The organism is Nonomuraea sp. NPDC049709 (genome assembly GCF_040674815.1).
Lineage (GTDB): Bacteria > Actinomycetota > Actinomycetes > Streptosporangiales > Streptosporangiaceae > Nonomuraea.
Genome location: NZ_JBFANM010000122.1, coordinates 1 through 25,993, shown reverse-complemented (window position 1 = coordinate 25,993; position 25,993 = coordinate 1). Strand labels below are relative to the sequence as shown.

26 protein-coding genes and 1 pseudogene are annotated in these 25,993 nt (G+C 69.8%); 15 read left to right on the top strand and 12 right to left on the bottom strand.

Going from position 1 to position 25,993, the window contains the following annotated elements:
- Window positions 1–78: 78 nt before the first annotated feature.
- From AB0J69_RS57200 to AB0J69_RS57180, 5 genes are all read right to left on the bottom strand, one after another.
- Window positions 79–756: a hypothetical protein gene (locus tag AB0J69_RS57200; RefSeq protein ID WP_364136884.1), complete on the bottom strand. Its 678-nt coding sequence runs from the start codon at window positions 754–756 to the stop codon at window positions 79–81.
- Window positions 757–927: 171 nt separating this feature from the next.
- Window positions 928–1,368 carry a DUF1772 domain-containing protein gene (locus AB0J69_RS57195; protein ID WP_364136882.1) on the bottom strand — a complete coding sequence of 147 codons (441 nt, stop codon included), beginning with the start codon at window positions 1,366–1,368 and terminating at the stop codon, window positions 928–930.
- On the bottom strand, window positions 1,365–2,003 hold the full coding sequence (locus AB0J69_RS57190; protein WP_364136881.1) for a TetR/AcrR family transcriptional regulator: 639 nt from the start codon (window positions 2,001–2,003) through the stop codon (window positions 1,365–1,367). The genes AB0J69_RS57195 and AB0J69_RS57190 overlap by 4 nt, the downstream gene beginning before the upstream one ends.
- Entirely contained in the window at window positions 2,000–2,449 is a 450-nt protein-coding gene (locus AB0J69_RS57185; RefSeq protein WP_364136879.1) for a hypothetical protein, read from the bottom strand. The genes AB0J69_RS57190 and AB0J69_RS57185 overlap by 4 nt, the downstream gene beginning before the upstream one ends.
- Window positions 2,449–2,847: a hypothetical protein gene (locus tag AB0J69_RS57180; protein WP_364136877.1), complete on the bottom strand. Its 399-nt coding sequence runs from the start codon at window positions 2,845–2,847 to the stop codon at window positions 2,449–2,451. Before AB0J69_RS57180 ends, AB0J69_RS57185 begins: the two co-directional genes overlap by 1 nt.
- A gap of 286 nt (window positions 2,848–3,133) precedes the next feature.
- Between AB0J69_RS57180 and AB0J69_RS57175 the strand changes: the two genes are divergently transcribed.
- The 5 genes from AB0J69_RS57175 (at window position 3,134) to AB0J69_RS57155 (ending at window position 5,387) form a co-directional block, all read left to right on the top strand.
- The gene (locus AB0J69_RS57175; RefSeq protein ID WP_364136875.1) at window positions 3,134–3,736 is read left to right on the top strand and encodes a recombinase family protein; all 603 of its coding nucleotides are present in this window, start codon (window positions 3,134–3,136) and stop codon (window positions 3,734–3,736) included.
- Window positions 3,737–4,093: 357 nt separating this feature from the next.
- Window positions 4,094–4,456, top strand: a complete 363-nt coding sequence (locus tag AB0J69_RS57170; protein ID WP_364136873.1) for a sigma factor-like helix-turn-helix DNA-binding protein — start codon at window positions 4,094–4,096, stop codon at window positions 4,454–4,456.
- The gene (locus tag AB0J69_RS57165) at window positions 4,453–4,629 is read left to right on the top strand and encodes a hypothetical protein (RefSeq protein ID WP_364136871.1); all 177 of its coding nucleotides are present in this window, start codon (window positions 4,453–4,455) and stop codon (window positions 4,627–4,629) included. Before AB0J69_RS57170 ends, AB0J69_RS57165 begins: the two co-directional genes overlap by 4 nt.
- Before the next feature lie 33 nt (window positions 4,630–4,662).
- A complete protein-coding gene (locus AB0J69_RS57160; protein WP_364136869.1) occupies window positions 4,663–4,827 on the top strand; it encodes a hypothetical protein in 165 nt (54 codons plus the stop codon).
- A gap of 8 nt (window positions 4,828–4,835) precedes the next feature.
- Window positions 4,836–5,387, top strand: a complete 552-nt coding sequence (locus AB0J69_RS57155) for a hypothetical protein (RefSeq protein ID WP_364136867.1) — start codon at window positions 4,836–4,838, stop codon at window positions 5,385–5,387.
- Window positions 5,388–5,479: 92 nt separating this feature from the next.
- On the opposite strand, the pseudogene AB0J69_RS57150 reads toward AB0J69_RS57155, so the two are convergent.
- Window positions 5,480–6,182, bottom strand: a pseudogene (locus AB0J69_RS57150) (Tn3 family transposase); the annotation flags it as partial.
- 102 nt (window positions 6,183–6,284) lie between these two features.
- Between AB0J69_RS57150 and AB0J69_RS57145 the strand changes: the two are divergent.
- Window positions 6,285–6,677 (top strand): hypothetical protein, encoded by a 393-nt coding sequence (locus AB0J69_RS57145; RefSeq protein ID WP_364136888.1) that lies wholly within the window; start codon window positions 6,285–6,287, stop codon window positions 6,675–6,677.
- On the opposite strand, the gene AB0J69_RS57140 is transcribed toward AB0J69_RS57145, so the two are convergent.
- Both AB0J69_RS57140 and AB0J69_RS57135 read right to left on the bottom strand, forming a co-directional pair.
- On the bottom strand, window positions 6,643–7,410 hold the full coding sequence (locus AB0J69_RS57140; protein WP_364136865.1) for a pentapeptide repeat-containing protein: 768 nt from the start codon (window positions 7,408–7,410) through the stop codon (window positions 6,643–6,645). The two genes, AB0J69_RS57145 and AB0J69_RS57140, sit on opposite strands and share 35 nt — an antisense overlap.
- A gap of 181 nt (window positions 7,411–7,591) precedes the next feature.
- Window positions 7,592–9,160, bottom strand: coding sequence for a hypothetical protein (locus tag AB0J69_RS57135; protein WP_364136863.1), 1,569 nt, complete (start codon window positions 9,158–9,160; stop codon window positions 7,592–7,594).
- Window positions 9,161–9,419: 259 nt separating this feature from the next.
- Here AB0J69_RS57135 and AB0J69_RS57130 point away from each other — a divergent pair, with 259 nt between their 5' ends.
- Complete coding sequence (locus tag AB0J69_RS57130) at window positions 9,420–10,067, top strand: ATP-binding protein (RefSeq protein ID WP_364136861.1); 648 nt, start codon at window positions 9,420–9,422, stop codon at window positions 10,065–10,067.
- 557 nt (window positions 10,068–10,624) lie between these two features.
- Entirely contained in the window at window positions 10,625–12,694 is a 2,070-nt protein-coding gene (locus AB0J69_RS57125) for a SpoIIE family protein phosphatase (RefSeq protein WP_364136860.1), read from the top strand.
- Window positions 12,695–13,099: 405 nt separating this feature from the next.
- On the opposite strand, the gene AB0J69_RS57120 is transcribed toward AB0J69_RS57125, so the two are convergent.
- Window positions 13,100–13,540 (bottom strand): ester cyclase, encoded by a 441-nt coding sequence (locus AB0J69_RS57120; RefSeq protein ID WP_364136858.1) that lies wholly within the window; start codon window positions 13,538–13,540, stop codon window positions 13,100–13,102.
- Window positions 13,541–13,778: 238 nt separating this feature from the next.
- Between AB0J69_RS57120 and AB0J69_RS57115 the strand changes: the two genes are divergently transcribed.
- A complete protein-coding gene (locus AB0J69_RS57115) occupies window positions 13,779–13,946 on the top strand; it encodes a hypothetical protein (RefSeq protein ID WP_364136856.1) in 168 nt (55 codons plus the stop codon).
- A gap of 109 nt (window positions 13,947–14,055) precedes the next feature.
- On the opposite strand, the gene AB0J69_RS57110 is transcribed toward AB0J69_RS57115, so the two are convergent.
- A complete protein-coding gene (locus tag AB0J69_RS57110; protein WP_364136854.1) occupies window positions 14,056–14,976 on the bottom strand; it encodes an aminoglycoside phosphotransferase family protein in 921 nt (306 codons plus the stop codon).
- A 120-nt stretch (window positions 14,977–15,096) separates the two neighbouring features.
- Window positions 15,097–15,843 (bottom strand): transposase, encoded by a 747-nt coding sequence (locus tag AB0J69_RS57105; protein ID WP_364136852.1) that lies wholly within the window; start codon window positions 15,841–15,843, stop codon window positions 15,097–15,099.
- Between the two features lie 3 nt (window positions 15,844–15,846).
- Between AB0J69_RS57105 and AB0J69_RS57100 the strand changes: the two genes are divergently transcribed.
- Window positions 15,847–16,341, top strand: coding sequence for a hypothetical protein (locus AB0J69_RS57100; RefSeq protein WP_364136850.1), 495 nt, complete (start codon window positions 15,847–15,849; stop codon window positions 16,339–16,341).
- A 476-nt stretch (window positions 16,342–16,817) separates the two neighbouring features.
- Here the strand turns inward: AB0J69_RS57100 and AB0J69_RS57095 are convergent, their stop codons facing one another.
- A complete protein-coding gene (locus AB0J69_RS57095; RefSeq protein ID WP_364136848.1) occupies window positions 16,818–19,583 on the bottom strand; it encodes an AAA family ATPase in 2,766 nt (921 codons plus the stop codon).
- A gap of 67 nt (window positions 19,584–19,650) precedes the next feature.
- Between AB0J69_RS57095 and AB0J69_RS57090 the strand changes: the two genes are divergently transcribed.
- The 5 genes from AB0J69_RS57090 to AB0J69_RS57070 form a co-directional block, all read left to right on the top strand.
- Window positions 19,651–20,874: a GNAT family N-acetyltransferase gene (locus AB0J69_RS57090; protein WP_364136846.1), complete on the top strand. Its 1,224-nt coding sequence runs from the start codon at window positions 19,651–19,653 to the stop codon at window positions 20,872–20,874.
- Between the two features lie 358 nt (window positions 20,875–21,232).
- Window positions 21,233–22,252 carry an aldo/keto reductase gene (locus tag AB0J69_RS57085; protein WP_138667625.1) on the top strand — a complete coding sequence of 340 codons (1,020 nt, stop codon included), beginning with the start codon at window positions 21,233–21,235 and terminating at the stop codon, window positions 22,250–22,252.
- Between the two features lie 525 nt (window positions 22,253–22,777).
- Window positions 22,778–24,127 carry a cytochrome b N-terminal domain-containing protein gene (locus AB0J69_RS57080; RefSeq protein WP_364136844.1) on the top strand — a complete coding sequence of 450 codons (1,350 nt, stop codon included), beginning with the start codon at window positions 22,778–22,780 and terminating at the stop codon, window positions 24,125–24,127.
- Window positions 24,111–25,856, top strand: coding sequence for an FAD-dependent oxidoreductase (locus AB0J69_RS57075; protein WP_364136842.1), 1,746 nt, complete (start codon window positions 24,111–24,113; stop codon window positions 25,854–25,856). The genes AB0J69_RS57080 and AB0J69_RS57075 overlap by 17 nt, the downstream gene beginning before the upstream one ends.
- 63 nt (window positions 25,857–25,919) lie before the next feature.
- Window positions 25,920–25,993 (top strand): NAD-dependent epimerase/dehydratase family protein (locus tag AB0J69_RS57070; RefSeq protein WP_364136886.1); only part of this gene is annotated, 74 nt, incomplete at its 3' end.

Genomic DNA, 25,993 nt, shown 5'->3' with positions numbered 1-25,993 from the left:
GCCCCGGTGCATTGCTGCACCGGGGCTACCCGGCGAGGAGGACGCCGACTCTGTTGTGGAGGGGCCCTCGTCGACTGGTCAGCCCACCTCGTGCGACAACGAGGCCGGGTTCAGGCGGATCAGGGTGATGCCGTACGCGACGATCCAGGCGACCCACATCAGCCAGCCGACGAGGCCAAGGAGACCGAGGGGGCCGGCGTGGTCGATGACCAGGGGGGTGAGGGTGGCCGAGCCGAACAGCAGCGCGGCCGATGCCAGCCCCAGGGCGCCGTGCCAGGGCCGGATGAGAGCGGCGCGCAGTCCGGCGACGGACAGGCCGAGGAGGGCCAGTGCCAGGAAGGTGCCGTTGAGGGTGAACAGCGCGTCGTGCAGGACCCACAGCCCTGCGGTCGTGGCGCTGTCGCGCGCGGCCGTCGAGGTGAGCGCGAGGCGGGTCGCGATGACCGCGGCGAAGGTGGCGTTCTGCAGTGCCAGGCCGATGAATCCGAGCAGTGACCACGCTTCGCCCCGGCCGCGTTCGAAGCGCCGCAGCGCGGAGACCGCGCCCGCGCCGAACAAGGTGGCCAGGAGCCAGGCGGCGGGAGTGAGCGCGGACGCGATGGCCACGATATAGCCCTCGGTGCGGAAGAACGCGGTGACCTCGCCGATCTCGGCACCTGTGAGTGGCAGGCCGGCAGGCACCATGATCGCGTTGGCGAGGACGATCGTGATGGCGAAGCCTAGGGCGGCGATGCCGGTGATTCGAGAGAAGCCCATGGTTGCCTCCGTATTCATGTTTGACGTGGTAGGGGCGAGCACCTGCCTTGAATTGGCGCAGGTCGGGACAACGGGCTGTGGTGCTGGCGGGGCCGGTACGGCGCGCTGGAACTTGGTGGGGCGTCTTCAGGCAGACCCGTACGCGCGCTCGTGGCTGCCGCGGCGCGCTGATCAGACGGTTCCTGCCGCGCAGACCAGGACGAAACCGATCAGCAGCAGCCAGGAGCGCACGCCCTGGAAGAACTCCCACCGGCGGCGGGTCCGTTCCCATCCGGCGGGCGGGTTCGCCGGGTCCCAGCGTCCGGTGGCGATGTTGATCGGGACGTTGACGGCGACTGTGAACCCCACCGCGACGGCGAACGCGGCCACCGCGGACCAGGCGAGCCACCCGGGCCCGCTGCCCTCGATCGCGACGGCCACCGCGAGCACCACGCACAGCGTCATCCCGACCGGCATGACCCGCCCGAACGTCTTGAGCAGGCCCTTCTCGACGGCGATGCGTTCGGTGCCGGGCAAGTTGCGCAACACCGGATGGACGAAGGCATAGGAGCCGAACTCGGAACAGGCGACGAAACCGGTGACGGCCAGCGTGACGAAGACGAGCAGGTTCACGGCGACTCCGCGGGTAGTGGCCCGGGCGACGACGCGGTCCGCACAGCGGTCAACGCCGTCTCGATCAGCGCATCGGGCTCGGGCCAGGGCATGTCGGGTTTGGTGATGCGCAGGTCGATGGCGCCGTGCAGGGAAGCCCACAGCTCGGTGGCCAGTACGAACGCCGCATCGCGGCGGGCGGGCGACAGGCACGCGCCGACGGCGTCGACCAGTACTTTGTAGGAGGCCGCGCCGGGATGCGCAGCGCCGGGTTCGAGCCCCAGCCCGGCCGGGCCCGCGTTCATGGCGCTGAACAGCACCCGGTAGTGCCCCGGCTGCTCTAGACCGCTCCGGACGTACGCCCTGGCGATCGCCTCGAGCCGCGCGACGGGGTCGCCGGCGGCGGACATGGCGGCGCTTTCGAGCTGTTCGGTGAACTCGGCGAACCGCTCGGCGATGACAACACGCAGCAACGCCTCCTTGTCCGGGAAGTGCCGGTATACCGAGGGTGCGGTGACGCCTGCGGCGGCGGCGACGGCCCGCATGGTGAGCGCGTCGGCGTCGCCGAGTTGCGCTAGCAGGTCGGCGGCCACTCTGATCACCACTTCACGCAGCTCGTGTCCGGTGCCACGGCGCCTGCGGTGCGTTGCGGTCATGGGGTGATGGTCTCGCCGTCTAGCAGCACGCGGACCAGGACCCGGCCGCTTGCGATAGCCGCGTGTACGTCTGCGGTGTCCGGGGTGCCGTCCGCGCCGACCCGGACCCGCGCCCAGCGCCCGTACGCGCGGTGGTCACGCACGAGTGCGGTGAGCGCGTCGGCCACAACGGTGGGCTCCCGCACCGCCTCGGCCACCGCTGCGATCCGGCGGCCCCGCAGCCGCAGCTCCACCGGCGCCCCGCCGTCGAAGTTGCGCCACCACGCCCTCCTGGTGGTGATCAGCAGCTCGCGGTCACGCTGGAGGTAGTTGACGGGGGTGACGTAGCGGACGCCGCTGCGGCGCCCGGTGAAGCTCAGCAGGAGACTCCTCCGGCTCATCACCGGGTGCAGCGGCGAGGACAGGATCGCGGCCGGGATCCAGTTGCGCAGCGATGGGGTGGCCATCAGACGACACCGCCGGGGCGCGGCAGACCCAGCCGCCGTCCCATCTCGTCGGCCAGCGCTTGCAACGCCGCGAGCGGCCGGACGAACACCGTGAGATCCGAGATCCGCTCGTCCCGGTCCTGGCGGGCGACGAGTAGCCCGTCGGCCCGGCCGGGGTGGCCCGCGACCTGGGCGCTGAACATCAGAACCGAGGTGTCGCCGACGCCGCCGATGGTCGCCGACACCTCGATGTCGTGCAGCACCCCGTCGAGTACAGCCCCGATGACGTGAGAGGCGGCACCGGCCCCCTCGATCGGCTCGTCGTGCACCGCGACCCGCAGAGTGACGTCCTCGGCCAGCATCACGGACACGGCAGTGGCGTCCTCCGCGGCGAGCGCCCGTCCCAGTTGATCCAGCACTGCTCCCCTTCCAAGTAAGTTAACGGTCGTTATAGTAACGTACGTTAGCATACTTCTGCAGGTCCCATTGCCGCCCTCGTTCGACCGAATGCACTCCGCCCAACTAGGCCCGGTGCTCGGGTCGCTGCCATGAATGCAAAGTAGCTCTGTGTAATCACTTGTCAGTGTCGGCAGACGAGGGTTTGTCTACACATGCGTAGCCGAACGCGAACCCGCAGGTAGTCACTGTCGAGAACTTGTGTCGAAAATCAACGTCGGTGAACGATCGTCAACTACATTCCGACACATGCTCTTCGGCTACGCGCGGGTCTCGACCGCCAGCCAGAACCCCGACCACCAGATCGACGCCCTGCTGCGGGCTGGGGTCGAGCGGGACAACGTCTACCTCGATCGCGCCAGTGGCGCGAAGGCCTCCCGTCCGCAATTCGACATCGTGCTGCGGATGCTCCGCTCGGGCGACACGTTGAAGGTCACCCGGTTGGACCGACTGTCGCGCTCGGTGCTGCACCTGGTGACCCTCGGCGCCGAGTTGCGGATGCGCGGGATCGGTCTGCACGTGATCGAGCAGGGCATCGACACCGACACGATGGAGGGCCGGGCGATGTTTGGGATGCTTAGCGTGCTGGCCGAGCTGCAGCGTGAGCTGATCGTGGCTAACACCAACGATGGCCTGGCCGCGGCGCGGACCCGCGGCCGCGTCGGCGGACGCCGGCCCCGCCTTACCGCCGATCAGGCCGCGCTCGCTCAGCAGCTGTATGACGCCCGGGAGAAGACCGTCCAGCAGATCGCTGACCTGTTCGGGGTTCCGCGCAGCACGGTGTACGGGCACCTCGACCGGGATAAGACCGTGCCCCGCCAGCCGAGGAAACTCGTTGTCTTGAAGCCCTGAAAGCTGTCCTTCGATTCATGGTGGGACAGCGGTATGAGTGCTGGCTAAACAACGCGGCAGTCACGCTGTCGATGTCACCATCGGTGTGCCTGAGCAGGGGCGGAAACACTTTTGGAGGTGCCGGACACCTTATGAGGTGTTCCAGCACCTTTTCGGCTAGGAGACACCTGTGCAGGATCCACGTGTGCCCCCCGGCGCGCGAGATCGTTTCGAGGCGCTCTACCTCGCCGGCTATCCAGCGGTCCATCGCTATGCGCTGCGCCGTCCCGACTCGGCCGACGACATCGCCGATGTGATCGCGGAAACCTTCCTCACCGTGTGGCGGCGGCTGGATGACGTTCCCGGGGGGACGCCACCGTGCTGTGGCTGTACGGCGCGGCACGGCGCGTCCTGGCCAATCACCGGCGCGGGCAGTCGCGCCGCACCGCGCTGGCCTCACTGCTCCGCGACGAACTGGCCGCCGGTTGGGAGACGGCGCCCGCCGATCCGCGGGCCGACGTCGTCCGCGCCGCCTTCGCCACGCTGGCACCGGCGGATCGAGAAGTGCTCGCGCTGGCCTGCTGGGAGGAACTGACCGGCCTGCAGATCGCCATGGTGCTGGGCTGTAGCAGCACCGCCGCCCGGCTACGCCTGCATCGGGCCCGCAAGCGACTGGCCCGGTTGCTCGACACAACAGACGAGGTCCCCATGATGGCCGCGCTGAGGGGAGAGAACCGATGAACAAGATCGACCGTATGGTGTCCGCCATCGATCCGGCCGCAGGATCCACCGAGCCCGCCGTGAACCAGGGGGTCTATGACCTGCTTGAGGAGATCGTGGCGACCCCGCCTCCGCGCCGTCGGCTGTCCTGGCCCCCGAGGGGGAACCCTTACACGTTGGGGCGTACCCGCTGACCCGTCCTGATCTCGGCGGTCACCGCCCTGGCCGTGGCCGTCGCGATCGGCGTCGGCCTGCCGTCAGGTGATCCGGCTACCGATTACGCCAACGCGGCCGTGTCCATCAAGAAGGCCAATGACTATTTCAGCGTCACCATCACCAATCCCGCGGCCGACTACCGGCGCTTCGAGGAAGCCTTCGACGCGGTGGGCTGAACGTCACGGTGAAAGTCGTCCCGGTGGCGCCGTCCGACGTGGGCAAGCTGATCGGCCCGATCATCCCCGCGGGCTTCCAGGGGCCCGGAACCATCGGGGTGCAGCCCATGGAGCCCTGCGCGTCGGCGTTCTGTGGCAAGGCCTGGATGCCCGCGAACCTCTCGCAGCGGGTCGTCTTCGGGGTGGGTCGCCCCGCCGAGCCGGGCGAGCCCTACGTCGAAGGTGTCGACGACGCCCGCGACGAGGAGCTCCTGAACGGCTACGCGGTTCGCGGTAAGACGGTCGCGGCCGTGCGCGCCGAGTTGCACCGGCGCGGGTTGAAGATTGGCTACCGCCTGCTGTGGATCACTGCGAGGAACTCCGACCAGACCACTTGGTTCGACCAGACCGTTTCCGCGGACCGGATCGAGGGCGACTGGATCGTCGAGCGCTTCCGCGACCACAGCTCCGACACCGTCGACCTCTTCGTCATCCCTGGCCCCGGCCCCGGCCCCGACCCGCGGAAGGCCGCCACTCCCCAGTGGTACGACGACCTCTACCGACTGAACGTGGACCGGTAGACAGCGACCCTGAGGATCGTCGCTCCCTGCCGGACCGAACCCCACGTCGATGCCCCGCAGGATTGATCCCTCGGGGCATCGACGTCGATAAATCAGTAGCCCTCAGCGTTGGCAGCCTGTTCGTGGAAGGGACGCAGTCCTGTGGTCAGGTCGGCGCGGGTGAAGGCGTAGCGGCCCAGGAAGTTGATGTGGTCGTACCGGATGGGTGACAGCCGGGCGCACATGTCCTCGGTGGCGGGAAAGCCCTGCCCGCGCAACTGCTTGACGGCGGCGTCCAGATACAGGGTGTTCCACCACACCACGGCGTTGAGCGCCAGGCCCAGGGTGCCGAGCTGGTTTTCCATGCCCCTCGCGGTAGCGCTGGCGCAGCTGGCCGCGGTTGCCGAAGCAGATTTTTCGGGCCAGGCGGTGGCGGCCTTCCTGGACGTTGAGCTGAGTGCCGATCATGCGGCGGTAGCCGGAGTCGGAGATGAACTGCAGCAGGTGCAACGTCTTGAAGATGCGGCCGTAGTGGGCGAAGGCATCCCCCAGACCGGTGGTGCGGCCGTCGGCCGACAGCATCCGGATCAGGTCGTAGGCGCGGACGGTGCCCATGGTGAGCGAGCCGGCCACGCGCAGCATGTCACCCCAGTGGGCGCGGATGCGGTCCAGGCGGATGGTGTGGCGTGACATGGCATCCAGCGGGCCGTAGACGGCGCGGGTGTTGGTGCGCCACAGTCGGGTGTCGCCGAGGTCGGCAATGCGCGGGGAGAACTGGTAGCCGCAGATCGCGAACAGGCCGAACATGATGTCGCTGTTTATATGGACACTGTCAAGCAGCTGTCCGCTCCGCGTGGCTCGAGCAGGTCTGGGATGGCCTCTGTGCTGATGAGGGCTTGATCGATAAGGTGATCGGCCATGGGTGTTTTGGTCGACTACTTCACCGCGGACTCCGAGCAGTTGGCCCGGCAGGCTTTGCTCGGCGGGCCAGAAGCCATGAACCTGCCGCATGTCGACTGCAAGGGCTGGATTGACGAGCTCGACACGCTGGTCGCTGAGATTAGCGGGCATGACCTCAGCGAGTTCGGCGACAGCGAGGTGGTCGTGGACGACGGCGAGGCGGCGGGCGTGGAGCGGCTAGCACCGGAAACCGTCGCCGCGCTCGCCGATGTGGACGATGCGCGGTTGCGCGAATATGCCGATGACGAACTGCTCGAGGAGTACGAGGTCGAACGTATTGCCGCCCTGCGGGACCTGGCCCGCGAAGCGAGGCGGCTCAATCAGGGGATGTATCGCTGGTCGTGCGTCTGAACGCGGCGAACAGCTCTTCCCGCAGAGCAGGCGGCAGCTTGCGGCCCATCCGCGCCGGGCTCACCAGGGCCTGGTCGTCGTTCCATTCGCGCGCCGTGTCGGCGAGGAACTCCAGCGCGGAGCGGGCCTCCTTGCGGTGCCGCTCATCCGGCCAGCTGTCGACCAGCGGCAGCACCGCCCTTGCCCGTTCGATGATCCGGTCGACAAGCGCATAACCGGGCAGGCCGGGGAAGCGCTGGGCTCGCAGGTCGATGTGGCGGAGGGAGACATCATCGAGCTCGGCGGCAGTGAAGTCGTTGCCGGTGAAGTCATTGTGATCTCTGCCGAGTACGGCCTGGTCGCGGTCGGCTGGGCGGCCCCAGAAGTTCATGCTCCGTACGTGGCCGAGGAAGACGCAGTCGACGAACTCGGCCTCGAAGGTGGCCGTCTGCTCCCGCAGCCGGGATCGGTCGAACACGCACCGCTCAAACCGCACGTTGCCGAAGAAGGTTCGCTCCGCGAAGCGGGTGCGGCGGAAGGTGCAGTTGCGGAAGACGGTCTGCGGCCACGTGACGCCGTCCCATTCCTGTCCGCCGATGCCCGTGCTGGTGCTGCCCATCAACGGCTGCTCGAAGGCGGCGCCGGAGAAGTCGCACCCGTCAAAATCGCTGCCGTAGGCGATGAAGGAGGGGAAGCGCGTCTCGGTGAAGTCCACGTTCACCAGTCGTGCGCGGTCGAAGATCACATCGGTCACACCGGTGGGCAACTGGAACCGCTGGTCACGGAGCTCTCCGCGAGCGATCCTTGCGCTTCGCCACCCTTCATTGGTCGACTCGAGGGTGAACCGCTCAGAGGTGTTCACGTTGGCCGCCTGAAAGTAGGAGATTCATGTGCGGAGTCTCGCATTCGACGCCGACAAACACCCTCTGCTGCGCTCATCGTTGCCGGCAGGCGGCGGAGGCATCCTCAGGATGAGGGCCTTGTTTGAGATCAGCAAGGAGCGCTTCAAGCCGCCGAGCCACGGCTGTGTGTCGTTCGACCTCGCGAGCCCAGCCCCGCTCGTCGGCGTCTTGGATCAGTTGCTGTTCCACCTCCAACCGGGCCCGCAAGCGTGGGGCGTAGTCGGGTGTGGTGACGAACTTGGCGCAGGTCAGGTAGAGCAGCAGGAGGCCGTCGCCGGGGTGGCGGGCGGCAGCGTAGACGCGCGCGGCAGCGAGCAGGTCCCGGCCCCACTCCGGAACGGGATAATCGATCCGGAACGGTAGCTGGCTGCTCAGCGTGGCGGCATCCGGCGCCAGGTCGGACAGCCGCGTCCAGCCCAGCAGGGCAGGCGGCATGCCGGTCGCCAACAGCGCCGCCACAGCACCGGCGCGCACCGGGTCGACGATCCTGCTACGAATCTGCTCGGCCACTGCGGACGTGAACGGCGGGTCCGTGAAACCGGGGCCGCTCCACCGCTCAGGTCCCGCAGGTAGCAGCAGGTGAAGGCCATGTCGCAGGAAGCCTGCCTGCGCGCCGCGCAGCACCGCCAGGCTGTGCGCCCGCGACGGCATGCCGACCACCAGCCCGACCAGGAACCGCACCAGCGATCTCCGGTCGCACTCCTGAACCTGCGGCAACGCTGCCGATCCCGGCGGGCTCCGCAGCGCGGCCCAGCGCGCCCGCAGCAGGTCCCAGCTCGGCGCCATCCCCAGCCCAGGCGCGCGCACCATCGCCCGGCTCGCGGGGTTGGCCTCCGCGAGCCTGTCTTCGTCTCGGGCCCGGAACTGACGGCAGCACGCGGCCAGCGGCCGATCGAACTGCCCGCCGACGGCCGACGCAAAGGCACAGACCGCGTCCCCGCCGTAGCCGTACAGCACGTCCACGCGGCAAAAATCCTCGCGCTCCAGCAGCCGCTGAGCGTCCGCGCGAAACCACGGCGCCTCGCTGCCGGGCAGCGAGGGCAAGGCATGCGTCAGCGCGTGGGCGATCGCTTGGTCCTTCTGCTCACACCGCTCACCGGTCACCGGCGGCGCCGCGCCCGGTCCCTGCCGCCGTGCCACCGCGACCGCCTCCATCACCTGCCGTGACAGGCAGATGGTAGCCGTCGGCAGGACCGTCTCCCACGACGGCGGTGGTGGCGCGTGCCACACCACAGTGAGTGCCACGGGGGCGTCGGCGGCGAGTTGCGCCAGCCGGGCCAGCGCGCGCTGCGGCAGCCGGTGCGCACGCAGCACCACCAGGCGCTTGATGCCCGCCGCGGCGAGCCAGGCGGTGGCCGCCTGCCAAAGCGCCGCGGTGCCGATGCGGCTGATAACCACGGCGGCAGGCTGTTTGCCCAGTGCGACCAGAATGTCCTGGGCCAACGACACCACCGCCGTAGTCCCCACGGTCGGATCGACGACCAGCACCCCACCGGCGCGATCCAGAAGGCCCAGCACGGCTCGAGTCACTCGGTAGTCATCGACCGCATCCAGCAGGATTGTCATCGGCAGCCGCGCACCGGAGGCCGAAGGACCCGTCATGAGCTCATCTTGACCGTTGTGGCCCGTCCGGCGCATCGCTGCCCCCACCGGCGTCCTGACCAACAAACGGATCCCTTCGGGGCGGCAGCGGCTTGCGCGGTTCTCGCCCCTGACTGAGGCCGGTAGGTGGGCTGCGAGCGTGAGCTGCTCTGAGCGGGGGCGGCGGCGTCCGCGTCACAGGCGGCATGCGCCGCCACGAGGAGGCTGGTAGACAGCTCTGCCTGGCGCATTGCGGGCCCGGTGCATGATCGTCGCGGCGATGTGGGTTCCCGCCCTCGGCGGCGACCTGATCGCCTACAGCGCGCTGCCGGACCCGCCGTGGTACGGGAGCGAGGCGCTGCTCGCGCAGCTGGTGGCCGCCTCGGCGATCGTGCTGGTCATCGTGGCCGTGGGAACGTACCAGCTCGTCGGCCGTACCTTGCAGCCGGTGGAGGACATGACCGCCGAGCTCGCCGAGATCACCGCCACCGATCTCGGGCACCGCGTGCCCGTCCCGGCCCACCATGAACTCCGGCGCCGGCTGCCCGGCCGGGTCCCCATCCGCACCGACCTGCAGCCGGGCGTGCTCGTCAGCTGCGACCGGCTGCTGATCGCCAGGCTGCTGGCCAACCTGCTGGACAACGCCCAGCGCCACGCCACCACCACCGTCACCGTCACCGTCCGGGCCGAGGACGACACCGCCATCTTGGCGGTCTTCGACGACGGCGCCGGCATCGCCCCCGAACACCGCGAGATCATCTTCGAACGCTTCGCCCGGCTCCCGGAATCACGCCAGCGCGACCCGAAGGGCACCGGCCTGGGCCTGGCCAACTGCCGCGAGATCGCCCACGCCCACCGAGGCACCCTGACCATCGAAGACCCCGGCCAGGGAGCATGCCTGGTGCTACGTATGCCTCTGGCGGACTGATCGCTGGACTGATCGCCGGACGCCGTCTGGCTCACATCGTTCGGTCGCGAGCGGGGCAGCGGACTCTACGCGTGAGTTCTGGTACCGCAGGCTCGGGGTCGTGAGGAGCCGTCGGAGGGTTCCGGCCGGGCCTGAGGTGAGGATCGTGTCCTCATAGTGATCCCGGCCGTGAGCGTGCAGTTCGAACGGCGCAGGGTCAAGACAAGGTGATGCGGACAGCGCGGCCGGGGCCGGCCAGGACGCCCGAGGTGTTTACGGAGCGCCAGCGAAGGTGAGATCAGCGTTCAAGCGCGGAATCTGCTGGTCGTGAGATGGCATTGCCATCGCAAGCATCTCGCCTCGAACGGGCCCGAAGAGGGCAAATCTGGAGATATGCCGCCGCCTTGGCTGCGTACCGTTGACCTATGTCGCAGCGGCTGTCAGCTCAGGGACCGGCACCAGAGGGGTCTGATCGGCGAGGTGTTCCTTACCCCAGAACCGCCGCCGGGCACGTCGGGGCGGCCGTCGATGAGGCACTGATCGAGGCGGCAGCCGGGACAGGGGCGCACATCGCCGTCTTGTACCTGCTGCACCACAGGCATCAGGTGTTGCTGATGGAGGCGGAGCTCGGATTGCCGGTCTGGGGTGTCAAACCGTGGACACGCGTCAGACTCGAAGCCGACGCCCCGGTGGCCGTCGCGGCCCGCCGCGGTGAACTGATCTGGGTGCCCGGACCGGACGACATGGCCCGCCGGTTCCCGGCTACGGCGGTATCGGTGCCCTACGCCTTCGCTCTGGCCGCCGCTCCTATCTACAGCGGCGCCGATGTGCGAGGTTCGTGGGCGCTGATGTGGCCCGTATCGCACCCGGCAGGCCTTTCCCCGGGCGAGCTCGCCGCGATCAGCCGTGCCAGTGAGCGGCTCGGGCAGGTGCTGGTGATGGCCGAAGAGAGCGGATGTCCGCTGCGCGCCATAGGACAGCCACGCATCGTGGCCACGCCCTTCGCCACCATGGCGGACGGACAGCAGGGACCGGCCGCGGTGGACTGTCTCGACCGATTCGCGGACGGCATCGCCGCCATCGACATCGAGGGCCATATCACCTTCTGCAACCCCGCCGCGGCCGAACTGTTCGGCCTCGACGGCTCACCCGCACGAGGATGCATACTGTGGGATCGAGTGCCGTGGCTGCGAGAGCCCGCCTTCGAAGATCGCTGCCGTGCCGCAGTGATCGGCCAGCAGCCGGCCTCCTGGGTCGCCCATGCTCCCGGCGGCCGCCTGCTGAAGATTCGGCTGCATCCGGCGCCGTCCGGGATCACTCTGCACATCACCCTTGACGAGACGGGTAAGCACGGCGCCGACGAGCACGGACACAACGGGCACGCTCCCGTCGACGTCGACGCGGCCGCTGCGGAGGCGCCGCCGTTGCGCGACTCCCGCAACTTCCTGCACATGGCCTCCACGCTGACCCGGGCGCTGGACGTGCGCGAAGTCGTCGACCTGGTCGCCGACCATGTCGCCCCCGTGTACGGCGTACAGGCCATGGCCCTGCTGGTGGCCGAGGGCGGCAAGATGCACATCGTCGGCTCGCACGGATACCCCCGTGAGACGCTCGACCGGCTCGACGGCCTGCCCGTCACCTCGCCCACCCCTGCCGAACGGGTCATGCAGACGGGCCGGCCCGCGTTCTTCAGCTCCTGGGAAGAACTCCGGCGCGCCTATCCGGACGCCGTGCGCAATCCCCATGCGGTCGCCTGGGCGTTCTTGCCGCTCACCGTCGCCGAACAGCGGATCGGTACCTGCGTGTTCGCCTTCACCGACCCTCACGCATTCACGCCAGAGGAACGTGTCACGCTTAACGCGCTCGCCGGCCTGATCGCCCAGGCGCTGGATCGCGCGCTGCTGTATGAGATCAAGGACCGGCTGTCGCACAGCCTGCAGACCGCCCTGCTGCCGGCCGCGTTGCCGCCGGTCGCCGGTTTGCAGACCGCTGCCCGGTATGTGCCCGCCACCCGCGGGGTCGGCATCGGCGGTGACTTCTACGACCTCATCGCCCTCGATGACGGGGCGGCTGCGGCCGTCATCGGGGACGTGCAAGGCCACAACATGACCGCAGCGGCCCTCATGGGCCAAGTGCGCACCGCCATCCGTGCCTACACCGTCACCGGCGCCAGCCCGGGCGAAGTGCTGCAGCACGCCAATCGCCTGCTGGTCGAGCTGGGCACCGATCTGTTCACCAGCTGCCTGCTCGTGCACGTGGACCTTCGGTTGCGCACCTTCTGCGCGGCCAACGCCGGACACCCGCCGCCCTTGCTCAGCCTGCCTGGGCGGCACACCGACGTGATCGACGTACCCGCGGGCCCGCTGCTGGGCATCGACCCGGACGCGGAATATCCGACCCTGACCGTGCCCTTCCCGCCCGACGCCATCCTCGCCTTGTACACCGACGGCCTGGTGGAAGTGCCCGGCACCGACTTGGACCATCGCATCGACGCTCTTGCCCGTCACCTCGCCCAGGCCTGCGCCGAGCCGCTGTGGCAGCTCACCGACACGCTGCTCGGCCACTGCCCGCTGGGCCGCGGGCACGCCGACGACATCGCCGTGCTGCTGCTGAAACACCATCCGTCATGCGCGGTTCCGCTCCGATGACGCCCCCACGTCATGTGGCCCACCGGCGGTCACACGACCGAGCCAAGCAGCCCACGGCCTCCGAATCCGAGCGCAGAAAGGCCAGTGCGACCATGCCCCTATCGACTCGATCGCCTGCCAGGATCCGCGTCTGGACATCACCGACCTGTACGTCTTGGGGGGTCAAGTTGGGTCGGATGGGCGCCTGTCGTCACGATGGGCCCTCCCCGGCCCGCTACGGCTTCGCGGGCTGGAAGGGTCGTTCACCGACCGACAACGCGCCCGGCGTCATGTTCTCCTTCGATGCCAACCCGCCTGTCACGCTGGGGGCTCACCAAGGCTTCGGTCACCAGCTGGGAAGGCCGAGACCCGACATCCCGGCAGGCCGTGACCCTCGCCCGGTCGGGCAACGGCTCCCCCGGGGAGCTAACGGGGAGGATCGCACACGTCGGGCATGCCGAGCCCGAGCTGGCAGTACAGCTCCAGTTGGTCGAAGTACTCCCGATGCGTGGCGATCTTCCCGTGCGCGACGTGGGCCATGCAGGAACCGCGAATGGCAATGCGGCGGCCGGTCGCCTCCAGCTCGCTCCCGTTCGGCAGGAGGAAGGGTCCCTGATGCGTGCCGGTGAGCGTCCACTCGGTGACGGCAGGATCGTCACAGGGGATCTCCAACCAGGGCGTCTGCTGAAGGTCGGGGAAAGCCTTGAAGAGCTGCTCCCAGAACCAGGCAATCTGGTCATGTCCCTCCAGCACGCCGGAAGGCGCCACGAACACGGCCTCAGGCAGATAATTGTCGAGGACCGCGGACACGTCATGAGCGTTGATCGCCCGATACAACCGGTGCTTGATCTCCCAGCCAGTAACCATCCCCGCCGTCCCCTCCCCCAGGGCGGAGGTACCTTCTACCCGGCCGGGCGCCGATGAGTGCGGGTTGACCTCCTTTTGGCCTGGCGTGCGTCGCGAGCCGGTGAGGCCGCCAAGCCCGAGGTGCAGGTTTGGGTCCGCGTTGGCTGAATACGGCCTGTCGATCTCCGATGACCTTTAACGACGGTATCTAGCCTGGTCACGGAGGTGGAAGGCGATGAGGCCATGGAGCGAGTGGTCGGTGCGGACCCGGCTCACTCTGCTGGCCGTCATCGTGATGACCCTGCTGTGCGCCGGTCTCGGCGCGGTTATCGTGACGAGCATCCACAACGTGCGGACCGTTGAACTCAATCGACGCAACCACGACGCGAACACGCGCGCGGCCGGCCTCGATGGTTATCTTGGGTAGTCAAGCGAAATAGCTGGTCAGCTGCTTGGAGGCCTGTCAGGCAAGTAGACCCCACCGTGCCGAGCATGGTGGGGTCCGGCGCGAAGGTATTCGAGCGTATAAGAGGCGATCAGCGGTGGGCCGTTGCGATGAGGCGTCGCAGTGAGGCGTGGGCGGGTGGGCCCCATGTGGCCTTGCCGCCTGGGCGGCCGCGGACGCCAGCTTCTCCGATGCAGATGCCGCTGAGGGCTTGCAGCACTGCCCATCCGCGGGCGCGGCGCAGGGTTGCGGCGTCCGGGGTCGGCTGGTAGGCGGCGTGGAAGCGGTCGGCGGTGTCGTCCGGCAGCAGAACCCAAGCGGCGGCGAAGTCGCAGGCTGGATCGCCCGCGCAGAGGTCGCCGAAGTCGATGACGCCGCAGATGGTGCCGTCCGCGGTGAGAACGTTGGCCGGATGCAGGTCGCCGTGGAGCCAGAGCGCAGGGCCTGTCCAGTCGGGCGCGGCGGCGGCGTCTTCCCAGACCGCGCGGACGGCGTCAGGGTCGGGGATGTGCCCTAGCTCGGTGGCCGAGGCGAGCAGCTTGGTGAAGTGCTCGGAGCGGTCGGCCAGCGGCCCTCCTCGGCCAAAGCCGCTGGCGGGCGCCTCATCGGGGGCGGGTTGATGAAGTGCCGTCAGGAAGCTGGCCAGGGCGTTGGCCGCCTTCGCGCCGCGGGTGACGGGGGCGCGGTCGGCGGGTTCGCCCGGCACCCAGGTGGTGACGATCCAGGGGCGCGGAAACCGCGGCGAGGGCTCGCCGAGGCGTTGCGGGACGGGAATCGGCAGGGGAAGGCGCGGGGCTAGGGCGGGCAGCCAGGTGTGCTCCTTGTGTAGCAGCGCATCTGCGGACTGCGTCGCCCAGGGCAACCGGACGGCGAGGTCGTCGCCGAGCCGCCAGAGCTGGTTGTCCCAGCCATGCGCGCCGAACCGCAAAGGGTAGTCGGCCAGGTCGGGGTGCTGGTCGAGCAGCAGATCCCGCACCAGCTCCGCCGTGATCTCGATCTCGGTGTGCGTCATGCGGTGCAACGCTAGCCGGATTCAGCCGACCCGTTCCGGCTGCTGTCGGCGTACGGGCTCATGTGCAGAGTCAGGTACAGGTAAACGGGCTCTGTCGCTGATCTTGGGACGGGCTGAGGATCATGTTCGGAGCAGAATCCGCTTCCGCAGGAGATCGAAGTTGGCTCTCCCATAGCCCTGCCGCTTGACCAGCTTCACTCGCGTGTTCTGCCCCTCGGCCTGTCCGGAGTTCCAGGGAAGCGACAGGCCGGCGATGATGGCGTCGAGGTCGTAGCGCAGGCCGTGGGCGAATCGGTGCAGATGGGGCAGGTCCGCTTCGGGAACTGCGTCGATCCAGGCGGGCAGACGGTCGCCGCGCAGATCGCGCATCATGGTGGCGAAGCCGCGGACGTGGCGGAAGGTGGCGTCCAGCTCGGGACAGGCCTCGCGGACCTGCTCGAGGTCGGGCGCGTGGTCGGGACGCAGGTTGTCGGGATGGGTCATGATCCACGCGGTGATCTTGCGGGGTTTGGGCGTGGGCCTGGGTGGTGGCGGTGCGATGCTGCCCTTGCGGAGCAGTCGGACGTAGCGGTCGACCGGGCTCGCGCTGCCCGGGTAACCCTGTGCCCGGACCTCACGAAACAGCAGGCTCGCGTTGTGACAGCCCTGACTGAACCGCTCATACAGATATGGCTTGTAGGCATCCAGCAGCGTGGTGCGGTGCGTGGCAGCCACCAGCAGTTCCTCCAGACCGGCCGCGCGAGCGTAGCGGCGCACGGCGTAGTAGTCGAGATTCAGGTCCCGGCTGATGCCCCTGAGCGAGCGGCCCTGGGCCAGCAACTCCTGAACCTCCCGGCGCGGCGCGCTCCGCATCTGCTGGACGACCACACCGTGGAGCGGATCAAGCAGGTGTTCGGGGAGCAGCGCGATGACATGTGGCTGTGGGCCGGTGAGCGCTGGCAGGCTCAGGACCTGACCGCGGCCGAGGCGGCGAAGGTCGATCAGTACGTGGCGGCGGTGGAGGCGTCCGCGGCGAGCAACACGGTCATCCTGGCGCTGGCCGATGAGTTGGCCGCGGGCACGATCGAGGCGGCGCTGGCCAAGTCGGACCTGGAGCTGGGCGTGGAGGCCTTGGCGGGGGCGCTGGCCCGGCAGGCGAACCCGTTCCCGGACGCGTCGCCGGTGCGGGTCCGCTACCCGTTGACGGCCGAGGACACCGATGAGACGTGGTGGCCGTGGCTGATGGGCCTGGTGGTGGGCAGGGTCGCCCCGGGCGAGTGGGACGTCGTGGTGATCGATGACCGTCTGGTGGAGGGGCTGGACGCCGGCGGGAACCCGGTGTACCCGGTCTGCCGCCGCGCGGCCGAGGCGATCCGCCTGCAATAGCTCTGGTCGGCATCCGTAACGACCGGCTGCTGTATCGTGATCCGCCGCCGCGCGAGCCGGAAACGGCGGCTGCGCCGGACGTCCCCGCCGCCACGGCGGGTCGTTTTCCTGCGCCCGCCCCGACACCTGGGGCGAGCCCGACCAGCAGCTGACCCTCCACGATGGGCACTACGGCCAGGTCAGCGTCACCGCCTGGCACGGCCTGCACCCCAAGCTGGACAAGAAAGACCACTTCGCCCACCGGGCCGAAGCGCCGATCCTGTCCGGCACGGTCATCTGCGTCCAGGTGGAGCGGCTGCCCGGCGGACGACGTGCCGCCCTCAAGCCGGCCTGCCAGTAGGAGTGGAACGGCGAACCGGGCTTGGTGTCAGATTCGTTGACGCTGTAGATCCGACCAGGCCAGTCTTGCCCGCAGCACGATGTGGGCAAGGCCACCAAGGGCGTCGAGACGGTCACCGGACCAGGAAAGGTAAACGTCAAGCTAAGCGGGGAAAGACCCCCGCCAGCCCCTCACGGAACGCGATGGCCGCCGCCTCGGTGCGGGTGGCCGCGCCCAGTTTCGTCAGGATGTGGGAGACATGCACCCCCGCCGTACTCGGTGAGATGTGCAGCCGGGCGGCGATCTGCCGGTTGCTCAGGCCCTCGGCGATCAACCTGAGCACGTCACGCTCGCGCTCCGTGAGCCCACCCTGAGCCGGTCGGGGTCGCCCGAGCAGGGCGATCTCGCGGGTGAGCGGCGCGGCGCCCAGGTCTTCGGCCAGCCACGCGGCTTCCCTGAGGCGGGCCGTTGACCCGGGCCGGTCGCCCGCCGCCAGCGCGGCTCGCGCGCCGTGGAACAGACTCAGCGCCAGCTCGTACGGCTGCCGCAGCTCCCGCCAGGCACCCGCGGCGTGGTCCCAGCCGTCGTCCTTGATAAGCGCGCGCAGCATGATCTGCCAAGCTCGGTCGAGCGGCCCGTCCACGCCGAGCGCCGTATCGGCCGCGGAGAGCTCGGCCTGTCGTTTCGCGACCCGCTGCCGTAGGTCCCTGCCGTCGCCGTGCGCGAGCCGGGCCCGCTGCGCCAATGCGCCGGCGACCAGGACCGGCCGGGCGTCGCTGCTGTAGATCCGGGTGAGCGCCGGGTCGGCCAGCGCCCGGTCCAGGAGCAGGTCTGCCCTCTCGTGGTTGCCCTGGGCGACGGCGAGCAGGCAGAGCAGCTGATAGCGGGGGAACAGACCCCCGTTGCCGGTGTGCTCCACGGCCGCCGCGGCGTCGGCCGCCCTGGCCAAGTCTCCGCGCAGCAGCGACAGGTAGCCGGCGAGCACGCGCAGGGCCTGCCGCGGCAGCGGTGGCGGGTCCTCCTGGAGGCTCTCCTCCAGCACGGCGGCGGCCTCGTCCCACCGCCCGGCCAGGATCAGGCTGTGTCCGGCGAAGCGCGCGAGCTCGGCGCCCCGGCTGCGGCCCAGCCCGTACCGGCGGGCGTGGCGGATGCCGTCGCGGGCCGCCTCGATGCCGCGGTCGTGGTCACCGGCCTTGGTGTGCAGCGTCGCCTCGTACATCGGGACGGTCATGAGCAGGTCGTGGCCGTCGAGCCGATCGGCCAGCGTGCGGGCCTGCGCCAGCATCCCGAGGTCGCCCGTCATGGACCCGACGCCCAGCAGCCCACGGACCGTGACCGTGGCATCGCCGGTACGCCGACCGATGGCGAGCGCCTCCTCGAACGGCTCGCGAGCCCGGTCCACCTCCGGCAGCAGGCCCATGGCCAGCACGCCGAGCAGCCGCCCTCGCTGAACGCCGCCGGGGGTGGCGGGCACCAGTTCCAGGGCTCGTTCCCAGTCGGAGACGCCGGTCGCCTCCAGCCGGTGCCGCAGCCTGCCTCGATGTTCCAGCAGCTGGGCGGCCCGCTCGGGCTCGCGCCGCTCGTCCACGGCGGCCAGCCCGGCGCTGGCGTACTCGACCCCGCGAGCGTAGTCGCCGCTGAGCATGCACGCCTCGGCCGCGCCGGTCAGTACGTCGATCCTGTCGACGCCCAGCCGCGCCTGCGGGTCCCAGAGTTCGAGGACCTGGTCGAGCATGCGGACCTGCTCCTCGTAGGCGTAGGACCTGCGCGCCTGGCCCGCGGCCAGGTAAGCGGCGGACAAGGCCAGCCCGCGATCACCGGCGGCGTGGGCGTGTGCGGCCAGCTCCGCGTGGGCGCCGGAATCGCGCAGGGCCTCGGCGTAGCGCGCGTGCAGGCGCGCCCGCTCGCCGGGCAGCAGGTCCTCGTACACCGCCTGCCGGATCAGGGCATGGCGGAAGTCGTAGCCGTCCCCTGCGGTGACGAGCAGGCTGCGGTCGACGAGCTCGCGCAGCAGGGCATCCAGCCCGGTCCCGTCCTGCCCGGCCACCTGCGCCAGCAGCCGGTGGCCGACCCGGCCGCCCGCTGCCGAAGCGATGCGCAGCAGCTCGCGCGCCGGGCCGGGAAGCGACCGCGGGCCGTGCAGCAGCAGGTCGCGCAGGCTGTCCGGGGTCCGTTCACCGGCGTGGGCGAGCGCCTCGACGAACAGCGGGGTGCCGTCGCTGCGTTCGTGTACGCGGCGTACGGCGGCCGCGTCCGGCTCGGTGCCGAGGATCGCGGCCAGCTGCCGGCCCACGCCCTGCCGGTCCAGGCCAGGCAGCCGCAGCGTGGTGGTGCGCGGGCGGCGGGCCAGCTCGGACAGCAGCGGCCCGAGCAGTCCGTTGCCACTTTCCGGCGGCCGGTAGGTGATCACCAGGAGCACACCGGCCTGGGTCAGGTTCCTGGCCAGGAAGCCGAGCAGCTCGCGGGTGGCGGCGTCGGCCCAGTGCAGGTCCTCGATCGAGACGACGAGCGGCTGGTTCGCGGCCACCCGCTCGACCAGCGTCAGGACCTCCTCGTACAGCAGATGCTTGCCGCCTTCCGCGTCGCCCGCCTCGCCGAGCTCGGGGAACCAGCGGGCCAGCTGGCGGTAGGGCCCCGGCAGCACCCCTTCGACCCGGATCAGCCTGCGCAGCACCGTCACGAACGGCGCGTACGGCAGGCCGTCGCTGCCCAGCTCCGCGCAGGCGCCCTCGACCACCCGCACGCCCCGGCCCAGCGACCGCGCGAACTCGGCGAGCAGCCGCGACTTGCCGATCCCGGCCTCCCCGGCCACCAGCACCACCGCCGGCCCCTGCCCGACAGCCGTGTCCAGGGCCGCCACCAGCGCCGACAACTCCTCGCCCCGGCCGACGAACACCGGGCTGACCACGCGCTCCGCCACCACGACGCCAGCATATAAATACACAGATCACCCGATGTGCGGTGCCTGTTTACCCGGCCATTCTCGAAGCATGACGGCGACCTACCCCCTGCGGACGATCCGCGCCGACGAGCTCGACGCGTGGGCTCGCATGATCAGCACGACCTACGGCCAGGACTGGTACGAGGGCGGCCTGCGGAACGCCGCCGACTCCATCGAGCCCGGACGCACGATCGCCGCCTACGACGGCGAGGAGATCGTCGGCGGTGCGTCGATCTACGGCCGCGTCATGACGGTCCCCGGCGCGGTGACGCCCGTCGCCGGCATCACGCTCGTCGCGGTCCTGCCCACCCACCGGCGCCGCGGCATCCTCACCGCGATGATGCGCAAGCAGCTCACCGACCTGCACGAATCAGGCGGCGAGCCGATCGCCGCGCTCAACGCCGCCGAGGCCACGATCTATGGCCGCTTCGGGTACGGCGTCGCCAGCTGCGTGGCCGAGATCCAGGCGGACAAGAAGCTCCTGGCCCTGAGGCCCGGCACCGACCTCGGCGACGGGACGATCCGCCTGCTCGACCGCCGGCAGGCCCGGCCGCTGCTAGAGAAGGTCTACGACACCGCCCGCCGTACCGGGGTCGGCTGGGTGGACCGTACGGAGAAGTTCTGGGAGGCCCGGCTGGCCGACGGCGAACGCGCGCGCGACGGCGGGACGGCCCTGCGCTTCGCCGTCCACACCGAGCCCGGCGGCGAGGTCAGCGGCTACGTCTTCTACCGCTCCAAGCCGCGGCTGGTGCAGGTCATCGAGGTCGCGGCCACCACTAGGCAGTCCTACGCCGCCCTGTGGCGTTACCTCATCGACCTCGACGCTCACGCCGGCCTCACCTATGACGGCGCCGTCGACGAACCGCTGAAGCACCTGCTGACCGACCCGCGCGCGGCTCGCACCAGCGTGATCGACAACCTCTGGGTCCGCCTGGTGGACGTCGACCGCGCGCTGGCGGCACGCCGCTACTCGACTCCGCTGGACCTGGTCCTGGAGGTTCAGGACACGTTCTGCCCATGGAACGCGGGGCGCTACCACCTGTGGGCCGACGGCGACTCCGTCACCTGCGAACGCACCCAGGCCCGGCCGGGCCTGCGGCTGACCTCCGCCGAGCTGGGTGCGGCCTATCTGGGCGGCACCACCCTGGCGGCCCTGGCGGCCGCGGGCCGCGTCGAGGAACTGAGCCCAGGGGCGGTCACCGCCGCCTCGCTCGCCTTCCGTGGCGAGCGCGAGCCCTTCCACCCCTCGGGCTGGGCCTTCCCCGCCTTCTGACGGGCGCTTTGGAGACCAAGGACGTCGCCTGGCGGACTCCACTGGAGAGCCGGCGCTTCAGCGGCGCAGGACGCGGCGACGATCGCACCCACCGCGACCCTGGATGGAGCAGTGCTTCCGGGAAGGCGAGGGGCGTTGGACGTGCCGCGGCTTCGCCGCATCTGGAGCCGACTGCGGCAACCGTCGCGCAACGGCGCCGAGGTGGTGAGCCACGACGACCTGGTCCCCGGAACGTGCTGGTTCGGACGGCCGTCTCACCGGAGTCCTCATCACACCGGGCGCCGAAGCGGATCAGATCGGCATGAACATCATAATGTCCGGCCGGAAGCCGGAACCGCACACGAGGGAGACAAGTCACATGCGCACTCATCGCCTCGGTCGCAGCACGGTGGAGGTCACCGAACTGGGCTTCGGGGGCGGGCCGCTGGGCGGCCTGTTCGAACCGGTGGACGACGACACCGCGGCGCAGGCACTGGCGGCCGCCTGGGACTCGGGAATCCGCTACTTCGACACCTCGCCGCACTACGGCATCGGGCACTCTGAGCGCCGCATCGGCGAGCTGCTGCGCAGCAAGCCGCGGGCAGAGTTCACGCTGTCGACGAAGGTCGGCCGGCTGCTGGTCCCGCAGGATCCGAACGGCCGGATGGACGAGGGCTTCGCCGTGCCGGCCACGCACCGCCGGGTTTGGGACTTCTCCCGCGACGGCATCCTGCGCAGCGTCGAGGACTCGCTGACCCGCATGGGCGTCGACCGGATCGACGTGCTGTATCTGCACGATGCCGAGGAGCACTTCGAGACTGCCCTGCGCGACGGCTACCCGGCACTGGCCGAGCTGCGCTCCCAGGGCGTGGTCGGCGCCGTCGGCGCGGGCATGTACCACCCCGGCAAGCTGACCCGCCTGGTGCGGGAGACCGACGCGGACGTGGTCATGCTGTCGGGCCGCTACACGCTGCTGGACCACACCGCCCTGGACGAACTGCTGCCCGCCTGCGCCGAACGCGGAGTCTCGGTCCTGGCCGCCTCCGTCTTCAACTCCGGTCTGCTGGCAACCGACCGGCCCGCCGAGGGGGCGCGGTTCGACTATGCACCCGCCGCCCCGGAGCTGCTGGAACGGGTCAACCGCATCGCGGATGTCTGCGAGGCGCACGGCGTGACCGTTCCCCAGGCCGCCATGGCCTTCCCGCTGCGCCACCCCGCGGTCGCGGGCATCGTGGTCGGTATGCGCTCGGCGCAGGAGGTGCGGCGCAATGCCACCGCGTTCTCAGCGCGCATCCCGGCCCGGTTGTGGTCTGATCTGCGCGACCGGCTCAAGACCTGGGCCGACTGGCAGGACCTCTCGGCGCAGGCTCACGGCACGCTCGATCAAGAAGATCGGTGACCCTCTGCTGGACCGCACCCTTCAACGTCACCAGAGTTTCCCTGCGCGGTGTGTCTGGAGGGCCGGCCTCCATCTGGAGGCGCAATCTGGCCCGGTCGGTGCTGCTCAGCGGTCGGTGAGGGGCCGGCCGGTGCGGTGGTGTCCTTCGCCGTCACGAACCTTCCGGCCGAATACGCGCGGCCGGTCGCGGAAAGCGCCGCCATTTCCCGCCCGCTGCGCACCGAGCCGTAGGGCGAACTGGTGGTGCAGCTCACCGACCCCGCCGGCGTGCTCGTCCACCTCACGGAGTGGCTTCCGCCCAGCGGGCGGTGACGCCCGGCCGTACACCGACAAAACGCGAGGAACCGTGCGGCCTGGTCGCCGTGACCAACCCCGTCAACCGCATCAATCGCCACCATCAAGAGTCCACAGGCTGAGGAGCAAGCAAGCAATGGCACACGGGATTGACAACCCCGCGCGAGTTTCGCATCACATGCATCGGCGGGAGTCCAAGGACTCCGCCGGACTCTTCCGTGTGGTCGGCGCGTGAAGGGCCTGCAGGTACGGCTGGCGCACGTTGTGGGCCAGCAGCCACTCAGCCCTGCCGACCATTGGTCGTTCCTGTTCGGCCAGATCGCGATCTACAGCCTGGTGGTCCTGGTCCTCACCGGAGCATTCCTGACCTTCTTCTACGACCCGGACACGACCCAGGTCATCTACCAGGGCGCCTACAGCCCGCTGCGCGGCGTGCCGGTCAGCCGGGCCTTCGCCTCCACCTTGGAGGTCAGCCTGGAGGTACGCGGCGGTCTGCTGATGCGGCAGGTCCACCACTGGGCCACGCTGATCTTCATCGGCGCCGTGTGCGTGCACCTGCTGCGCCTGTTCTTCACCGGCGCCTTCCGCCGGCCACGCGGCCTGAACTGGCTGATCTGGGTCGCCCTGGTCGTCCTGGGCATCGCCGCGGGCGTCACCGGCGGCATCCTGCCCGACGACATGCTCTCCGGTGGCAGCCTCAGCTTGATCCAGGGCGTCACCCAGTCCATCCCGCTCGTCGGCACCCATCTGACCGGCCTGCTGTTCGGCGGCGCCGTCCCCGGTGATCAGGTCATCCCGCTGTTCTACGGGCTGCACGTCCTGCTCATCCCGGTGATCATGGTCGAGCTGCTCATCGTCAGACGCTGGCTGCTGCGGCGGCACGGCCACAGCCACTACCCGGGCGCCACCCACATACCGCCGCTCAGCTCGCTGGCGTTGTTCTTCGCCACCTGCGGCATGCTCACCCTGCTGGGCACCGTCGCGCAGATCAACCCCATCTGGCTGTACGGCCCGGCCCGCCCTGGCACCACCGGCGCCGGAGCCGTACCCGACTGGTACATGGGCTTCCTCGACGGCGCCATCCGCATCATGCCCGCCTGGGAACCCATCGTCGCCGGTCACCCGCTCACCCTGTCCGTTCTCATTCCCGCCCTGATGGTGCCGGGCGCCTTCTTCACCGTCCTGGCCGCCTATCCGCTCATCGAACGCCGGCTCACCGGCGACAGCCGGATCCACCACACCCTGGACCGGCCCCGTGAGGCCGCCGTCCGCACCGCCGCAGGCGCGGCCGGCATGACCTTCTACGGCCTGCTGTGGGCGGCGGCCGCCAATGACCAGCTCGCCCATCACTTCAACCTGTCCTTGTTCGCCGTCACCTGGTTCTTCCGCGTCGCGGTCGTGGCCGGGCCGGTCGTGGTCTTCGAGCTCACCCGGCGCATCTGCCTGGCCCTGCAGGAACAAGACAGGCAGCGGCTCGCGCACGGCATCGAGACCGGCGTTCTGCGCCGCTCGCCGCGCGGTGAGTACACCGAGGTCATCGCATCCCCCGCTCAGAGAGGTATCCATGCCGATCAACACTGACATCGAGATCCACGCGGTGAACGTCCTGGTCATCGGCTCCGGCGCGGCCGGATTGCGGGCGGCGATCGCCGCCGCCGAGGCGGGATGCGAGGTGCTCATCGTCGGCAAGCGCGCCAGGACGGACGCCCACACCGTCCTCGCCGCCGGCGGCATCAACGCCGTCCTGGGCACCCGGGACCCGCAGGACACCTGGGAACAGCACTTCGCCGACACCTACAAGGAGGGCTACGGCCTCGGGGATCCGGCGATGATCGAGATCCTGGCCCGCGAGGCGCCCGAGGCGATCCGTGAGCTCGCCGACTGGGGCACCCCTTTCACCCGTCTTCCCGACGGCCGGCTGGACCAGCGCTTCTTCGGCGCGCACACCTATCGCCGCACCTGTTTCGCCGGTGACTGGACCGGCCGTGCCGTACTCGAGACTCTCGCGCGCAGGAGCGCGGGCATCGCGATGCGTGAGCGCTTCTACGTCTCCGGCCTGCTGCACGCCGACGGCGAGTGCTTCGGCGCCTTCGGCTTCGACCTGGACACCGGGACCAGGACCGCCATCTATGCCGACGCCGTGGTGCTGGCCGCGGGCGGGCACACCCGGTTGTGGCGGCGCAGTTCCTCACGCCGCGACGAGAACACCGGCGACGGCATGAGCCTGGCTCTGCGCGCGGGCTGCCGGCTGGCGGACCTGGAGCTGGTGCAGTTCCACCCCACCGGGATGGTCCATCCGGAAGAGGTGGCCGGCACCCTGGTCACCGAGGCGGTGCGCGGTGAGGGCGGACGGCTGTACAACGCGCTCGGCGAACGGTTCATGACCGCCTACGACCCCGAGCGCATGGAGTTGTCCACCCGTGACCGGGTCGCCCTGGCCTGCTACACCGAGATCACCGAGGGCCGCTCCGGACCGAACGGCGGGATTTTTCTCGATATTTCCCACCAGGACAAGGCTCTGATCTTGGAACGGCTGCCGCGCATGTACCGGCAGTTCCTCGAACACCAGCTCCTCGACATCTCCACCACCCCCATGGAGGTCGCGCCCACCGCGCACTACTCCATGGGCGGCGTGGTCGTCGATGCCGAGACCACCGCCACCGACCTGACCGGCCTGTACGCCGCCGGCGAGGTCACCGCGGGCCTGCACGGCGCCAACCGGCTCGGCGGTAACTCACTCACCGAGACCGTGGTCTTCGGCCGCCGCGCCGGCCAGGCGGCGGCCGCCTGGGCCAGGGACAGGACCACCATCAGCCGCCCCTCCGCCGTCGTCACCGCAGTCAACGAAGCGCTCCTCGGGCTGGTCAAGCGTGGCGGCGAGTTCGCCCGGCCGATCCGGCGCGACCTGCGCACCCTCATGTGGCAGCGCTGCGGCGTGGTCCGCGACGAGGACGGGCTAAAGCAAGCCCTGGCCGACATCGAGGCCCTGACCGAACGAGCGCGGGACGTGGACGTCTCGCCCACCGCCGAAGGCTACGAGGACCTCGCGCATCTGCTCGACCTGCGGGCGGCGCTGCTCGTGGCCGAGGCGACCGTCCTGGGGGCCATCGCCCGCCGGGAGACCCGAGGCTGTCACAACCGCAGCGACTATCCGGCCTTGGACGAGACGCTGACCAGAACGCTGGAAGTGTCCTCGACCGAGTCGGGACTCCGGCTCGCCAGCCGCGCCGTGCTCAAGCCCGCCCCGGAGCTCGCCCGCCTCGTGGAACGCACGGCCGACCTCGAATCCACCGGACGGCTGGTCGAGTGACGCGATCGTCACCGACCGGCCCCCGGCTCACACAAAGAGAAAGAAATTAAGGAGATCTCAACCATGATCCTGGTAACCGGTGCCACCGGAAACGTCGGTTCCCACGTCGTCCGCCAACTCCTGGAGGAGGGTGAGAA